Here is a 16,989-nt window from a genome sequence, read left to right as displayed (position 1 = left end):
AATGTATCATCATGGATATTCGCTTTCTTTCTACTTTCCTGGAAGTTGTTAAAACCCGTCATTTCGGAAAAGCAGCTGAAAATCTTTACTTAACTCAGTCCGCGGTCAGTGCAAGGATTAAGTTGTTAGAAGAGTATTTTCAAACAACCTTGTTTATTCGCCATCGCAACAGCATTCAACTTACCCCGGCTGGCGAAAAGTTGTTGCCGTTTGCTCATCAGCTAACAGACACCCTGCAGGACGCAAAACGGGAACTGCAGTTAGAATCTGCAGAATTTGTTGTTTGTGCGGCTACGCAATTAACCAGTGAGCTTGGTTTCACCAGTTTATTGGCACAGATCCACACAGCGTTTCCGGATTGGTCTGTGAAAGCCGAGGTGTTGACGCTTGACAGCTTATCCCGTCAGTTGCATGAGCGCACCATTGATATTGCTTTGTCTTCGGAACCCCTTAAATCTGAAGAAATTAATACCGTTGAATTACTTCATATTCCACTTGCATTGTATGCGTTTAATACGTCTTTAGAGAGTCCTGAACCAACGTCTTTCGTCTCCATAGAATGGGGGTCAAAAGTACGTGAGTTTTTGCATAAAGAGTTCAGTGGATTACGGGATGCAAGGTTGAGAACAAATTCCCTGCGTTTGGCAGCAAACAGCTTAATGGAAGAAGGGGGCTTCGCCATTCTTCCTGAAAGTATGGCAGAGCGCATGCTTCCAGTTGACGGATTGCGCAAATTGGAACGATGGAATGGGTTTTCTACCACCGTGTACCTCAATACTATGAAATCTGTAAAACGCCCAAGTTTACCACCCTTGATAGAATTGCTGATGTCACAACAGTAGTGCTACACTGGTACGAAAGATTTCCTCGGCACTGTGAAATATAAGGATTATTCGCTGCACAAGAGGTATGAGAAAGAAAACAAACCAAGGATAGGTTATGAAAAGTATTTTTATTCAATGCTTTGCTGTTTTTTTATGTATTGTCTCCCTGTCAGTTTGCGCCGCTAACGTCAATGCTGACCTTCGCTCTCGTCCCGTTGTGGCCGTGCCAGGAGCGACACATTACCTACTGGCAAATGGGCTGCGCGTTACTTTTTTACCCCTAGGCCGAAAACCGTCCGCAACGATTCATCTGCACGTTGACGCAGGTCATTTATGGGATAATAAAAAATGGGGTGTGTCGAACCTATCGTTTTTGTTGTCGTTGGCAGTAAATGATAAAAATTCTGCTTCGGAATATAGCAACGTTTTGAACCCTGATGGTTGGATGATTCGGTCGTCAGTCGGTGTTGATCGCAGTGCACTGAGGGTGTCTGTAAGCAGTGAGCAAATCAAAACCGTCATTGATAGCATGGCTGATATCGTATCGCGACGCCAAGTGACCCAATCACATCTCGATATGGCGAAGACGCGATTTATACGACATATTGAGACAGGTTATAGCAGCAGATTGGCAGAGCAGCAACAAGGTTTTTTTACTCACCTGGTCAGTGATAACGTCAGTAATGACTATGAAAAACTCAAAGGGTCAGTAGCAAAAGTCAACAGCGCTGATTTGACTGAATACTTAAATACAACCTGGGTAGCCAAGCGAATGCATTTATTTGTGGTGGGTGTATTTAATGAGCAAGCTGCATTGAAACACATTGAGGAGGCGTTTATCCCGTTACCAGCGGGAACGACTGCCCCTTCTATTAACCGTGTAGATATGCTTTCACCTTTGTCCGCATCTTTATACAAGCAAATGATACGTGGCGATTTACAGGGTTTTGAAACCCAGTTATTACTTGATAAACGAAAGGCCATTGGGAAGGATGATTTACAGAACTTGTTGTCAGGTTTATCACAGCTACCTTCGATGGCACTTACGGAAACATCAAGGCTACCAGAGTTCACGCATGGGCATTCCCCGCGGAAATCGATTTCAGCGGGAAGAGAGATGGTTGTCGATCAGCTGGTCAATTTTATCGCCGTTGGCTTGCCTCAACAAACTCTGCCCCAACATATAAAGAGAGCAACCACTATATTGCCGAATAAAATGTAGTTTGAGCCGGTGTGGTGCCGGCCAGTACTGACCATGCCTTAGGAGCCTTCATGACAGCACTACACCCACTTTTACAAGCCAGCGCAGATAAGAGAATGCAAGACACCATCAATCTGTTTATCGAAAATGACGAGGTATGGATCCTCAAGGATGAAGACGGATGTGTAATGCTTACCTCTGATGATGAAGACGGTGTGCCAGTATGGCCTGAAAAATCTCTAGCCGCATTATGGGCGACAGAAGACTGGTCCCACTGTGAAACTATGGGGATCACACTGGATGATTGGATGCAAAAATGGACGCCAGGATTACTCAAAGACGGATTAGCCGTTATGGTTTGTCCTGTACCAGGCGAAGAAGGTGAAGTCATTGAGCCAGATGCGTTAGCCGAGAAAATACTCGCGAAAAAATGATCTTCGGATCTAGTTGTGTCGATATATCAGACAGGCTTTTGAGACGCAGCTAATTGGGTCTCAAAGTCATTTTTTTGCATATGCACAGTTGGAGGAGAGCGACGTTGCGCCTGGTGTTCGCTCCATAAGCTGGACTAATTATTACATTTCTTAACAAAACTTCTTAAAAATCAGTATTCATTTCCTTAGTATCTTTTTCATTTTGTCGCTACACTGCCGTTGCACTGTTTCCTGCCTGAGCAACTAATTATTGTCGCGGCGGTGTGTACTTAACGACACAACATTACCGAAGGGAGCCAGTGAAAAAATAACAAATTGCAAAGGATTTTAGATGTCTACATTTCGCGTTTTATGTGTATCGGTGGCACTACTCAGCCCATCATTTTGTGTCACTGCAAAAGAAGGTATGTTTACGCCCGAACAACTCCCCCTTGTTGCTGATGATTTGAAAAAAACCGGGTTGGAGATCCCAGCAAGTTCAATTAATGATCTCACCGCTTTTCCCATGGGCGCTATTGTATCGCTGGGCGGTTGCTCAGCTTCATTCGTATCAAACGAAGGCCTGGCTGTTACCAATCATCATTGTGCGCGAGGTTCAGTGCAATTCAACAGTACTGCTGAGAATAATTATCTGAAAGATGGCTTTCTTGCCAGTACTAAGCAAGACGAGCTTCCCGCTGCGCCAGGAACCAGAATGTTTGTCACCGTGGATTTTGCCGACGTAACCAAGCAGGTTACCGGTGATATTGATGACAGTATTCAAGGGCGTGAGCGTTACGATTTAATTGAAGCAAATCGCAAAGCCATCATTGCTGAGTGTGAAGCGCAACCAGGCTATCGCTGTTCAGTGCCGTCGTTCTTTCAAGGTTTGGAATATAAGCTTATTAAGCAAATGGAAATTCGCGATGTGCGTATTGCCTACGCCCCTGCTGATGCTGTGGGTAAATACGGTGGCGATATAGACAATTGGATGTGGCCAAGACATACAGGTGATTTCTCTTTCTACCGGGCTTATGTGGGTAAAGACGGAAATCCTGCTGATTATAGTCAGGAAAACGTACCTTTCAGGCCAGAGCACTTCCTCAAAGTTTCCGCGTCCGGGCTGGATGATGGCGATTTTGTCATGGCTGCAGGTTATCCGGGGTCGACAAACCGGTACGCGCGCTTAGCTACGGTATCGTATACCTTTGACTGGCTTTACCCTACTTACCTTGAATTGGTGGATGCCTGGATTAAAACCATTGAAGGTGCATCTGAAGAGGGCAGCGATGTCAGAATTAAATATGAGTCTTTGTTGGCGGGCTTAAATAATTTTCACAAAAACACACTGGGGCAGTTATCTGGTGCTAAACGCGTTGGGCTTGTGGCTCGCAGAAAAGAGCGGGAAGCCGCCCTTGCAACCTGGCTGGATGACAATAAGAAAATGGCGTTAAAACTGGCACTTGATCGTCTTGATGAAGTAACAGCAGCACAAATCCAAAAAAATAAGCAAAATTTTTGGTACAACAATTTATCCCGCGCCCAGTTGTTATCATTGGCTCAGAGATTATATCGCAATGCTATTGAGCGCGAAAAGCCTGACGCAGAGCGAGAGCCAGGATTTCAAGAACGGGATCAATCTCGTATCAAGGAAGGTGTGGAACGTATTGAGCGTCGTTTCGACCCGTCTGTAGATCAGGCTGTCTGGCACAAAATGATTACGCTTTATTTGGCACAACCTGCAGACAGCAGAGTCAGTGCTTTTGACGAAGCGCTGGGCTTAACGAGCACCACCGATAGCGCACAGTTAAAAGAAACTATCGCTGAGTTTTATTCTCAAACTGCGCTGAACGAACCAGCTTCAAGGCTACATTGGCTAGGGGCTGATAAAGCTGACTTTGAAACTAGTAATGACCCTTTCATTCGTTTAGCTGTCGCATTGTTCGACACAGAAATGGCCATAGAGAATGAAACTAAAGCCTTACAGGGTAAGGCCGCTGCGCTTAAACCACAGTATATGGAAGCTATTATAGCGTGGCAGAAATCATTGGGAGGGTTAGCGTATCCAGATGCTAACAGCACGCTGAGAGTGACTTATGGCAATGTTATTGGCGGCGAACCTAAAGATGGAATTATCTATAAACCATTTACTCGTTTAGAAGGTATTGTCGAAAAAGATACTGGCGAATCTCCTTTTGATTCACCGAAAAAACAACTTAAGTTAATACGGAATAAACAGTACGGACCGTATATGCTTGATACCCTTGGTAGCGTACCGGTAAACTTCCTCACCGACCTTGATTCCACAGGCGGAAACTCGGGCTCAGCAACGTTAAATGCAAAAGCGGAGCTAGTGGGGTTGCTATTTGATGGTACATTTGAAAGTGTAAATTCTGACTGGGATTTCGATCCTAAAACGACCCGAACCATTCACGTCGATACTCGCTATATGTTGTGGGTTATGGAATATGTGGATGGGGCGACAAACCTTATCGAAGAAATGACTATCGTCAAATAAACAGTTGTCAATGCCCGGTCAGTAGCAACATTGTCCGGGCATTACATGATCGTATTGTATCCTTACCAGTATCTATTACTAAGTATTGAACTACACCAATCGGGCTTTTCACATCGACTATACTCGTTCATTATTCACATTCGCACATTAACGGTGAAACAGGAGACTACCATTAGCGAACTCGTACCAGGCAAAAAAGATTTATGGTTCCTGCCCCTGGGTGGAACTGGCGAAATAGGCATGAACCTGAATTTATATGGCCATGATGGCCATTGGTTAATGATTGATTGCGGTGTTTCCTTTAATGAGACTTTGAATCCGTCAGAATCAGCGCCAACCTTTGATGTCGTCGCTCCGGACCCTGCATTTGTTTCATCACAGTCAGAACGACTAAGTGGCATTGTGATAACCCATGCTCATGAAGACCATGTTGGCGCCATTCCCTTTTTGTGGCAGCGTTTTAAGTGTGCCATTTACACCACGCCTTTTACTGCGGCCGTGTTACGACGTAAACTTGCTGAGGTAAACTTACTTGGCAAGGTTCCAATTCACGAAGTAGACACCACGGCAACTGTCGAACTAGGCCCTTTTACCGTCAATTGGTTACAAATTACCCATTCAATCCCTGAGCCATTTGCACTGAAAATAGCAACGTCCGCTGGAACTGTCTTACACACCGCAGACTGGAAAATTGATGCTCAGCCCATAACCGGCGCCCCCTTTCAGCATCGCTTGTATCAACAGTTAGGTGAAGAATCAGTATTGGCGCTGGTGGGAGATTCAACCAATGCGTTAAAGCCGGGCATGTCAGTTTCTGAACGCAATTGCTACGATGGTTTACTGGCTACGATAAAGCCACTGAAGGGGAGGGTAGTAGTAGGGTGTTTTGCCAGTAATATAGCCCGTCTTGTCAGTTTGGCCCGCATTGCAAAGCAAACTAAACGCTACATGGCTATTGTAGGTAGGTCTCTGCACAATATGGTGGGCATTGCCAAACAGCTTGGTTATTGGCCCGACGATCTGGTATTGGCTGACGCCAACCACTTGGGATATTTACCTCCGGAAGAGGTGCTGTTAGTTGCAACGGGAAGTCAGGGGGAGAGTCGCGCAGCACTAGCCAGAATGGCGAGAGATGATCATCCCGCCGTTTCCCTGGGCAAAGGTGATCAGGTAATTTTTTCGAGTATCGTCATTCCGGGAAACGAAGCGTCAGTGTCTCGTTTAATCAAAGGCTTTCACGGTTTAGGCGTCAGTACCTTATTGAGCGAAGAGAGCCCTTTACCCATTCATGCCAGTGGCCATCCTTGCGAAGAAGAGCTTAAATTGATGTATCATTGGGTTAAGCCTCAAATCGCTATTCCGGTTCACGGCGAGAAAGCACATATCGATGCACATTGCGAAATTGCAAAAAGTTGTGGTGTAAGAAAGACCTATTCAGGGAGCAACGGAGACTTGTATAAGCTTGCTCCCCAATCGGCAATTCACAGACACAAAGTCAGGGTTGGGCGCATAGCACTTGAGCGTTAGCAATATCTGCATTCCTTCTTTTCGAAATATTGTGCTATTGTTCAGGGGACTAAAGGCAAGGGTAAGTACTTCGTTAAGATAGGAATATCACCTGAAACAGCGGTATTTTTTTATGCCTTAAATTGAATGGATATGGCGTCTTCGCCGGAATAGAAAAAAAAGTTAAAACATGGGTGTAAAATCAATTCTGCCGTTGCGCAGTTATGGGTTCATATTCTTATTTTTTTTGAACCTGTCTGCGTGTTTCTCTGTTTCAGGAGAACCAAGCATCGCGCATCCTTCCTTTTTAAAACTAGATAGTTCCGACGGATTAGCCCAGGAAAATGTCACAGATATGGTCAGAGACCGCGATGGTTTTATCTGGGTTGCTACTGAAGGTGGGGTGAGTCGTTTTGATGGTTATCGCTTCGTTACTCTTAGTGGCCCTGATAACGCTTTCGTCAATAATACAGTCACTAACCTTTTCGTAGACAGCGATAACGGGCTGTGGATATCAACGTATAACGAAGGTATTTATCGGCTGGATCTCGATACCAACACATTTGGTCTGGTGATACGAGAAACGTTTAAAGGTCAACCAGAGTGGATTCAGTCTGCTGATGGGTTTGAAGAATTACCTAACGGCGATATCCTGGTTGGTTTAGATCAAAAAATTCTCCGGGTGGCAAAGCCAAGTGGTGCGATTACAACTGAATTTGCGTTAAGCGATGAAGCCCTGGATGACAATCATGTCATTCGCGATTTACTCACGCTGGAAGACAACTTGATTATTGCCACTTCATTCGGAGTGGTAATGCGTCCACTTGCCGCCAAAAACCTTGCGCCATCTACCATAGACTACCTGGGAGCCGAAGCTGAGAATATTCGCAATACGAATGCAAAATCTCTGTTACTGTTAGCGCAGAACAGGCTTCTGATCGGAACAGTTGGTGGGCTCTATTCAGTTCAATTTAAATCGGCGTCATCTCTCAACTCACAAAACCCTGACTATACCAGTGAGAAAATACTTTCCGACCGCAATGTGTGGACGCTACGTTCGGGGGTAAATGGCAATTATTGGTCTGGTACAGATCAGGGGTTGTTTCGTTTGACTATAGAAAAAAATGTTATTCGCGCTGAACATTTGCTTTATCCCGTGGTGGGGGAGTTGATTCAGGTTGAGAAGAGTGTGCGTACAATATTACCAGATCCGTCGGGCAATTTATGGTTGGCCAGCGAGTCGGGGGGCATACTTTACTGGTATTCACAGCCACTTGGGGTTTATACCGTGCAGAATACTAGAGGCAATGCAGAGCAACCTCTGTCTGATAACGATGTGTTAGCGTTACATCAATCTTCAGCAAATGCGTTATGGATAGGAACAAGTGGTGGGTTAACTCGGTACGATCTCAATGAGAAAAAAAGTTCCCATTGGCGGATAGAGAAGTTGGCTGGAGAACTGACCTCTGAGGCTGCTTCTATTCATGCTATTTATTCAGCAGATGACGAATATTTGATTGTCGAAGCTTATGAAGGTTTACGCTTATTTAACAAGAATACTGGTGAGTTTCAGCCGATGCCAGAAAGTTCAAGTGCTGCCAAAGAGGTGTTTTCTGATTGGAATTATGGCAGTGCAACAGATAATCAAGGCAGAATCTATTTCATTGCCGATGATTTTTATCGTTACGATTATCGCCGAAATTTACTAGAAGTTATCCCTTTATCTGAACTCGGTTATAGCGCACAGTTTGCATCAGGGTTTATCAATAGCATCGACCGTTATCCGAATGAGATATTTTTAGCTCTTCGCAATGCACTTTTATTGGTAAATACGGAAGACTTTTCCGTGCGCACTGTTTTTAAGTATTCAGAGGTTCAGCGCAATTTTCAGCGGTCTGTAACCAGTGTTGCCACCGATAAAACTGACACCTTGTGGCTCGGCTTTCCCAGTAACGGATTGATGGCCGTTGATGCCGAAACATTTATGCCCAAACTGCACCTGACTAACCAAAATACGCTGAGGAGTAATGTTGTCTACAATGTTGTAAGTGATAGTGAAGCGGGAGTTTGGTTTGGGTCCCACGGGTATTTCTCTTACTATTCGTCATTAAATACCGAAATTAATAATTACTATGTTGGTCAGGATATTAAAGTATCTGAGTTTAACGATGGTGCTGTTCAACAATTACTGGACGGAAGAGTCGCGTTTGGATCTACCACTGGTTTGATGATTTTCGACCCGCTAACACTAAAAGAAGAAACCCAACAGCGTGCTAAAAACGTATCAGAAATGGCGATAAGTGGCATACTCCTTGATTCTCGCACTATGGATAAACCCTTGCGTAATTTAAGCGGTGAACACATCACGCTTAAACATGATGATTTTGGTATAACTATCCAATTTGCAGCGCTTTCTACAAGTTATCGCGTCGACAGCCCTTTTAAGTACAAACTTATCAGAGAAAGTACTTTAGTCAGTGAATCAGTATCTAAGAATGGCGCCGTCACCTTTGCCTTCTTGTCACCGGGGGAATATCATTTTGAGGTACTTCCTTTAAAGCAAACTTCCGACAGTGTGTTATTACCGGCCACGCTTTCGTTCACCATTCCTTACCCCCCACTGAAGTCACCAACTGCGTATGGCGTTTATGCTTTTTTATGCCTTCTTCTAATAGCGGTTTATCTGTATCACAGGCAACGTCAAATTCATCGTTTGCAACAAGCTCAGCATCAGGTGAAATTGTTTGGCGATGCTTTTCAACACACCCGCGATTGGGTAATGATATTTGATAGTTCGCTGGTTCCTGTTGCGGCTAATCCTGCTTGCTGTGCTGCTTTTGGCCTCGACCGGGACCGCGCCTTGGAGAAGCAACTCAATCGTTTGTTTGAAAGTGCTCCTATATTGGGCAAGGCACTCAGAGAAAAACTTATGTCATTGAAGGCTGGTGAGTTCTGGAAGGGTGAAGAAAAACTTCGCGGAGGCGACGCGCAACAGTACGATGTACTTGTGGAACTGTCTGCCACGGGGACTTCGGATTCTGATGCCCAACCTGATCATTACCTGTTGATAATGTCAGATATAACAGAGCAAAAAAACGCCGAACGCAAACTAATAAAAGTAGCAAATTACGATGCGCTCACTGGTTTGGTTAACCGCAACTTACTGTTAGAAAGACTGAATACGGCAATCAATAATGCAGGGGATAACCTGGTAGCTGTACTGTTCGTCGATCTTGACCGATTTAAAGGCATCAATGATTCTCTGGGTCACGATTACGGCGATAAACTTTTACGTGTTATTGCTAATCGCATGCTAAATGTAGCGTCAGACAACGATACGGTATCTCGTCTTGGAGGTGATGAGTTTGTGATTGTAATGGAAGACATTACATCCAAAAAGCAGGTAGGTGATTTAGTTTCTCAACTCATACAGTCTTTGGAAACACCTGTTTCACTTGGAGAAGAGGTTATCCGGGTATCAGCGAGTATCGGTGTTTCTTTCTATCCTGATGATGCCACTGAACCGTCTGAACTCTTAAAGCAATCTGATGTCGCTATGTATGCAGCAAAAAATGATACTGTGCACGGGTTTAATTATTACACTCAGGACATGAATGAGCGAGTACGCGAGCGTCTGATGTTAGAAAATCGTGTAAAGCTGGCCTACCAGGAAAACCGTTTTTTTAATCACTATCAGCCGATTGTCAATGCCGAAACCGGCAAGACCGAGGGTGTTGAGCTTCTGTTACGTTGCAGCCTGTCAGATCCACCCTTGTATCCGTCTGCGTTTATTCCTGTTTTAGAAGAGTTACGGTATATCATAGAGGTAACCCGCCATGCGATGCAACGCGCGGTAGATGATTTAAACCTTTGGTATAATCAAGGGTTTGCAGGCTATTTATCTATTAATCTCTCGGCATTGCACTTTAAAACAGAGTTTGATATCGCCGGTACACTGCAACTTCTTAAAAAATCGGGTTTGCCACCCTCTGCACTTCGCTTCGAGTTAACAGAAAGTATTCTAATGGATGATACTGAAGGCGTATTACGACAAGTTGAACAGTTTATTGATGCAGGTTTTAAACTGGCACTGGACGATTTTGGTACCGGGTACTCTTCACTGAGTTATTTAAAGAAGTTTCCCCTGCACGTGCTGAAAATAGACAAGAGCTTTGTGGATGATATTCAGCCTGACCATGAAAATGATGCATTAGTATTAACCACTATTAATTTAGCTGATAGTTTGCATATGCAGTGTGTTGCCGAAGGTGTAGAAAGTGAGGAGCAAGCCAGTTATTTGCTTTCGAAAGGATGTGTGTTTCAACAAGGGTATTATTATTCCAGACCTGTACCTGCGTGCCAGGTGCCCGCCATGTTGCGGACTACCTGGCGTAACCGTCACTCCTAGCTGTTCTTCTTCACCCTATTCGGTATCGGTAACTCTCTGATCCTCACTCCTGTGGCCGCAAACAGTGCGTTTGTCAGAGCCGGGGTGAAAGGGGGAGTGGGTGGCTCACCAACTCCGGCAGCCGGCGCTGTGCTCTTTATTATGTCCACAGACATCTTTTTCGGTGCATGCATCATACGGGCAACTTGATAGTTGTGGAAGTTACTTTGCTCAATTGCTCCATCCTTCGCTGATATTTTGCCTAAAGCACAACTCAGACCGTAAATAGCGCCCCCTTCGCATTGCGCTTTAACATGCTCGGGGTTAACTATGGTGCCAGCATCAATAGCCGTAAACACCTGAGGAATAGACCAGCTTCCATCTTCCTCAACCTCCACTTCAACCACTGTAGCAACGTAGGACAAAAAAGAACGATGGGCAGCAAGACCTAAGTAACGCTTGTCGCGTTTTCGAGTCTTCCAACCAGCGATATCGCAAACGCGTTCGATTACATTTGCAAGCCTGCCTGTGTCTACGGGATATTTGTCAATTGGCTCGCCGTAATTGCCATATTTTGCATTTTCTGCAGGGAAATCGATGATCCTCGGAGCACCCAGTAACGACAGTAAATATTCCTTGCTGTCGGTATTGGCGGAATAGGCAAGTTCATCTGCAAAACTGTGTATTGCAAACGCATGGAAAATATTGCACACGCTGCGAAGCCAACCTATACGAACGTGATTCACTGCTTGGCCTTTTTCCAGCTGCATATTGGGAACAGAAAATGGGTTGTCAATGAAGCCTAAATCCAGTTCACCGGCGCTCGGCATTGTCACATCATTGGCAAATGTGCTTGATATAGAAGGGAAAGCAGTGCCGTGATGCCAGGCGATCGTTTTGCCATCGGACGCCTGTACTGCTCGAATATGCTGTGCATTTACACTGTGATAGTAGCCGTGCTGAATGTCATCTTCTCGTCGCCAGATCAGTTTTACCGGCTGTCCGGCCTGTTTTGCTAGAATTGCTGCTTCTACTGGGAAATCTGGCTTAGATTTCCTGCCGAAGCCACCTCCGAGTAAAGTCACATTCACTGTAACCATACTCTCATCAACGCCGAGGGCTGCAGCAACATTACTACGGGTTGATTGAGGAGTCTGAGTACAAGCCCAGATTTGAACACTGTCGCCGTCTACCCATGCGGTTGCCGCCGGGGGTTCCATCGGGGCTTGCGCCAGCAAAGGAGTAAAATAAGTTGCTTCAATAACGTTTTCGGCCTCGTCAATGACAGCAATGGCGTCTCCTTTCTTGCGTACTATCTCGCCGCCTTGTCGAGCGGCATCGATGAGTGCCTGCTTTTCCTCCTCGAATTGATAGTTGGTGTGCGCATTTTTCGACCAGGTGATTTTCAATGATTTAGCGCCCTGCATAGCCGCCCATGTATTCTCTGCAAGTACAGCGACTCCACCTAATGGTTTAAACAGTGGCGGCGAAGTAGGCACGGGCATGGTGATGATTTTCTTCACCCCTTTTACGGCTTTCGCTGCAGTATCATCCACCTGAGTCGCCTCAGTAAACAAGACCGGCGGGCGAACTATTACCGCAACCAGCATATTGTCCAGTTGAACATCCTGACCAAACACGGTATTGCCGCTTACCACGTCCGGCAAATCGATACTTGGAATAGGTTTGCCAACCAGTTTATAACTGGCTTTATCCTTGAGAGTAATTTCAGATTCATCAGGCATGGGTAAGGTTGCAGCTAGGGCTACCAGTTCCTTGAAATCAATGCGCTTTCCAGAATCCCTATGGATAACATTATGTTGCTCACACTCGCAGGTCTTTGTATCAACACCCCAGCCTTGTGCGGCTGCGGTCTTCAGTAATGTGGCTGCGGTGGCACCCGCTAGTTGTAAGCGGTCTATGTTTCTTCGGATACTGCGCGAGCCATCGGTATTCTGATCGCCGTACTGGGGGTCTCCAGTCCCTTGTTTTACGACAACCCGCTGCCAATCGGCATCCATTTCTTCGGCAATAATTTGTGCGATAGACGTGCGGATCTGTTGACCCATTTCAGAGCGATGGCATGTTACCTCCAGCGTACCGTCGGTGAGCATAGAAACAAAAACACTGGGTGAGAATGCCGACGAGGCTGAACTCGAATTGGCTGCCGAAAAGGCTTGTCTTGCTGGGAGCAGTGAGACTGACAGGGTTAAACCTGCGGTAGTGACCGAGCGTTTGAGAAAGTTTCGTCTTGTCATTGAGTCAGCGCTATTCATTTTGCCCCCTCCGCTGCCCGTTTGATGGCTTTACGAATTCGGGGGTAAGTACCACAACGACAAATGTTGCCACTCATATTTTGTTCTATTTCGGCGTCAGAAGGTGATGCGTTTTGCGCCAATAGGGAAGCTGCCTGCATGATTTGCCCACTCTGGCAATACCCACACTGCGGTACATTCTCTTCTGCCCAAGCAATTTGAAGTGGATGTTCATTTTTCTCATCCAGCCCCTCAATGGTAGTAATACGCTTACCCTCAGCAGCAGATACAGGGTACTGACACGACCGCACGGCATTGCCATCGACGTGAATTGTACAAGCACCGCACAGTGCCATTCCGCAACCATATTTAGTTCCGGTCATCTTGAGTTCGTCCCGGATAAACCACAGCAATGGCGTTTGAGGATCGCCATCGAATTCACGTGTCGTGCCATTAATGGTCAGTTTCATTGTGTTTGCCTGTGTCTGTTTTTCAATTACAACACCAGCTTTTGACTTGCTAATCAAGCATAGTGCGATGAATACCAAAAAATACTGGCTAATTGTAGCGTAAATGTAACAGTCTTATTTTAGGTGGAATTCCTTAAATGCATAATTTTTGTCACTAAAATGGATGAAATCCGTTTACTTTGGCATTAAATGGCTTTTAAGATGGTCGTACCAGGTATATTATGTGAAAATATTGTAAAGGTAGGGCTAACACTACTACACCAAGGGGAATAACGCTGATGAATGTTACTGTAGTCTCAGAAAAGCAAGAAGTGCGCTGCACGCCACTTGAAATGCTGTATCACTGGGAGTCACATTGTCCTGATGATGCCTATTTAGTTCAGCCGGTAGAGGGTAAATATCAGACCTACACCTATGCAGAGGTGGCAGAACTCGCACGGCGAGTAGCCTTCCAACTTAACGAGATGGCATTACCTGCGGGCAGTCGCATAGGTTTGTTTGCCAAAAATTGTGCAGAATGGTTCATTATCGATTTCGGCATCATGATGGCAGGGCACATTTCTGTCCCCGTGTTTGCCTCAGCGGGAAGTGATACGCTGAACTATGTGATTCGCCATGCTGACATTCAGTTGTTGTTTGTGGGTAAATTAGATAATCCCAACGCACAGCTACCCGCTATTCCCGCCGATTTGCCCACAGTTGCTTTGCCTTATCCTAACCTCCCAATGGACAAACAATGGGATACTTTCATTAATTGTCCGGCCATTGAAGGGTCCCCTGATCGCAATTTAGATGACATCATGACCATCATATATACATCAGGTAGCACCGGTGAACCAAAAGGTGTGGTGCATAGTTTTAAGTCTGTGTGTTGGGCGGCAGCAAACTCTCTTGATTCGTTGACATTCTCACGAGGTGACAGAATGTTGAGTTATTTGCCACTTGCGCATATTACCGAACGAGTATTGGTAGAGCTGGCAAGTTGCTATACGGGTGGCAAAATATTTTTTGTTGAATCGTTAGACACTTTTCAGCGCGACGTGCAGTTCTGTAAGCCAACCTTATTTATCTCTGTTCCCCGATTATGGACAAAGTTCCAGCACGGGATCCTCGCCAAAATGCCGCAGAAAAAACTGTCATTGTTGTTAAAAATTCCTTTTGTCAGTGGAATAGTTAAAAAGAAAATTCAAACCGGATTAGGGCTAACAGAGGCTCGCTTACTCGCCAGTGGTTCAGCGCCCCTGGCGCCGTCTATCATTCGCTGGTTTAACACGATTGGTGTGAACATCAGTGAAGGCTGGGGGATGACCGAAAACAGCGCCTACGGAACGGCGTGCGTGCCTTTCAGAAAAGATAAAATAGGAAAAATCGGTAAACCCTACCCCGGAGTACATATTCGTTTAGCTGACGACGGTGAAATTCAGGTGAAGTCACCCTGTAATATGGAAGCGTATTATCTTGACCCAGGCAAAACTGCTGAGGCCTTTACTAGTGATGGCTATTTACGTACGGGTGATAAAGGCGAGGTAGACGACGAGGGTTACGTTGCCATTACCGGGCGATTGAAAGACATTTTTAAAACGGAAAAAGGCAAGTATGTTACGCCAGCACCCATTGAGGCAAGAATAATGGAAAATGATGCTGTCGAACAGGTTTGTGTGGTTGGTACGGGTTTGCCGCAACCTATCGCGCTCGTGGTATTAAGTGAAGAAGTAGCACATCAAGAAAAGTCGATGTTGACCACACGGCTGTTGAGTACGTTGGATGCCGTAAACGCTAATTTGGAAAGTCATCAAAAACTCGACCGTATCTTGGTTATCGGTGAAGAGTGGACGATTGAAAATGACATGCTAACACCCACACTTAAAGTTAAACGACATGTATTGGAAAGCCGTTATAAACCTGTGATTTTAGCGCAATACAGCGAGCAGGTTGAATGGGTTTAGCTATTCTGGTGGTGGCTTTTTAAAAATAAATGGGCTAAATTTTACACGGCACTTTTAAATGAAAACTGATTTTATCTAAGCAAGGACGCACAAAATGAAAAAACAATTAGCATTGGCCTGTTTATTTTTTAGTCCATCAATTCTGGCGGGTTTAAGCGAATATGAAGCCGCAGCTGGCGCCTTCTGTGAAAAAATGAAGATGTGCATAAACGAAGAGATGGAAAAGGAGATGAACGGTAAAGTTCCTCAGGAAATGCGGCAAATGGTTGATGCTATGTCTGCCCAGATGTGTCAGCAATATGTGCCAGACATGTTACCTGATGATGCTATGGGGGAGTATGATGATTTACTCGACGCTGGCACAGAGTGTCTTCAAGAGATGATAGACATACCCTGTGACCAGTTTGAAAGCGCAGAAGAACCAGCTTCGTGTAAAAAAGCACAGGCATTAGCTGATTCATTAACGAATCAATAAACCAGCGCTGAGCCTGTTTATCTCTTATGCCGGGTATCGCTTTGCTAGTCCGGCATACACTAATTCACTGTAATCTGCAGCTTCAATATCTAAAACGCTGAGCACATCAACCAGGTGCTCATTATCTTCTCTTCCTGCCCATACTTTTTCGTAAGTTCCTTCTTTGTAGCCGTGATCCTGGCGAAAGAAATTCAATACATTTTTCCCCACATACTGTTGAAAGAGACTGTCTGACGTCATTTCACACTGGTCAACGATATGCATGAACAGTGGAACACTGAAGCGCTTGGCAGCGCAAAGACCTGCCATGAGTTCCAGATTGTCCAATAGCGATTGCTTCTCGGGGAAGTAATCCTGACCGTCGAATTTTACCTGGGCATGCGATTGAGCAAGCTGGGCTGATAACGCATTGGCTGTTGCTTGAATATCTCCTTTGTAATCGATAATGCTAGCAGAAAGCGCAAAGTGCCAGATATCCACTAATTCCATTTGCAGTTGAGGCAAATCTTTCTTCTGTGCTTTCCACCACTTCCATCCATGATGTTCAATTGCTTCCACTGATTCAACCATGGCAGCCCTTAGGTAACCATAACCGGCAGTAAGCCATTGAGGGTTTACCTTGGTGTTCATTTTATTTTGCAACGACAGCATTGTCGCGAGTTGTTGTTGGCTAAGCATGATTTCTATTCCGATGTATATGTTGGACCAAATTGTATCGAACGATGGATAGAAAAGGAAAGAGGAGTGGGCTATTTATCGAGGTGAGCAATAGGCTGCTCAATTCTCAGTGGTCTGCTTACTTGTGGTGCGCCTGCACCATCAACGGTGTGCATTATATTTTTTAGACTAGAGCTGTATTTGTAACTCTTTGAATTTTATGGTTAATAAAGTTGGCATGTAGAATGTATAGGATAAAAGTGTTATTTGAGCTTTTTCTTGGCGTTAACTTTTTTCGGTGCCAGGCAACGCCGAAATTGGTTGTCATGAGTGAGCC

Annotated in this window: 11 protein-coding genes; 8 read left to right on the top strand and 3 right to left on the bottom strand. The window is 45.1% G+C overall.

The features are described from left to right. The first annotated feature begins 11 nt into the window (after positions 1–11). From ACXACM_RS14780 to ACXACM_RS14755, 6 genes are all read left to right on the top strand, one after another. The gene (locus ACXACM_RS14780; RefSeq protein ID WP_474822666.1) at positions 12–842 is read left to right on the top strand and encodes a LysR family transcriptional regulator; all 831 of its coding nucleotides are present in this window, start codon (positions 12–14) and stop codon (positions 840–842) included. 97 nt (positions 843–939) lie between these two features. Beyond that, the gene (locus tag ACXACM_RS14775; RefSeq protein ID WP_474822665.1) at positions 940–2,046 is read left to right on the top strand and encodes an insulinase family protein; all 1,107 of its coding nucleotides are present in this window, start codon (positions 940–942) and stop codon (positions 2,044–2,046) included. A gap of 50 nt (positions 2,047–2,096) precedes the next feature. Further along, on the top strand, positions 2,097–2,459 hold the full coding sequence (locus tag ACXACM_RS14770; RefSeq protein WP_474822663.1) for a DUF2750 domain-containing protein: 363 nt from the start codon (positions 2,097–2,099) through the stop codon (positions 2,457–2,459). A gap of 331 nt (positions 2,460–2,790) precedes the next feature. Further along, positions 2,791–4,956 (top strand): S46 family peptidase, encoded by a 2,166-nt coding sequence (locus ACXACM_RS14765; RefSeq protein WP_474822662.1) that lies wholly within the window; start codon positions 2,791–2,793, stop codon positions 4,954–4,956. A 240-nt stretch (positions 4,957–5,196) separates the two neighbouring features. After that, on the top strand, positions 5,197–6,483 hold the full coding sequence (locus ACXACM_RS14760; RefSeq protein ID WP_474824374.1) for a ribonuclease J: 1,287 nt from the start codon (positions 5,197–5,199) through the stop codon (positions 6,481–6,483). A gap of 169 nt (positions 6,484–6,652) precedes the next feature. Next, positions 6,653–10,870, top strand: a complete 4,218-nt coding sequence (locus ACXACM_RS14755; protein WP_474822660.1) for an EAL domain-containing protein — start codon at positions 6,653–6,655, stop codon at positions 10,868–10,870. Here ACXACM_RS14755 and ACXACM_RS14750 read toward each other — a convergent pair. Together ACXACM_RS14750 and ACXACM_RS14745 are read right to left on the bottom strand one after the other, a co-directional pair. Further along, positions 10,867–13,125, bottom strand: coding sequence for a xanthine dehydrogenase family protein molybdopterin-binding subunit (locus ACXACM_RS14750; protein WP_474822659.1), 2,259 nt, complete (start codon positions 13,123–13,125; stop codon positions 10,867–10,869). The two genes, ACXACM_RS14755 and ACXACM_RS14750, sit on opposite strands and share 4 nt — an antisense overlap. Beyond that, entirely contained in the window at positions 13,122–13,574 is a 453-nt protein-coding gene (locus ACXACM_RS14745) for a (2Fe-2S)-binding protein (protein WP_474822657.1), read from the bottom strand. Before ACXACM_RS14745 ends, ACXACM_RS14750 begins: the two co-directional genes overlap by 4 nt. 278 nt (positions 13,575–13,852) lie before the next feature. Here ACXACM_RS14745 and ACXACM_RS14740 point away from each other — a divergent pair, with 278 nt between their 5' ends. After that, positions 13,853–15,520, top strand: a complete 1,668-nt coding sequence (locus tag ACXACM_RS14740) for an AMP-binding protein (protein WP_474822656.1) — start codon at positions 13,853–13,855, stop codon at positions 15,518–15,520. Between the two features lie 94 nt (positions 15,521–15,614). Further along, complete coding sequence (locus ACXACM_RS14735) at positions 15,615–15,995, top strand: hypothetical protein (protein WP_474822655.1); 381 nt, start codon at positions 15,615–15,617, stop codon at positions 15,993–15,995. A gap of 24 nt (positions 15,996–16,019) precedes the next feature. On the opposite strand, the gene ACXACM_RS14730 is transcribed toward ACXACM_RS14735, so the two are convergent. Further along, on the bottom strand, positions 16,020–16,673 hold the full coding sequence (locus ACXACM_RS14730; RefSeq protein ID WP_474822654.1) for a dUTP diphosphatase: 654 nt from the start codon (positions 16,671–16,673) through the stop codon (positions 16,020–16,022). Positions 16,674–16,989 lie beyond the last annotated feature (316 nt).

The organism is Alteromonas sp. AWQ4_252 (assembly GCF_056158205.1).
Note: the sequence above shows the minus strand (reverse complement) of the source record. Positions and strands in the feature narration are given on the sequence as shown.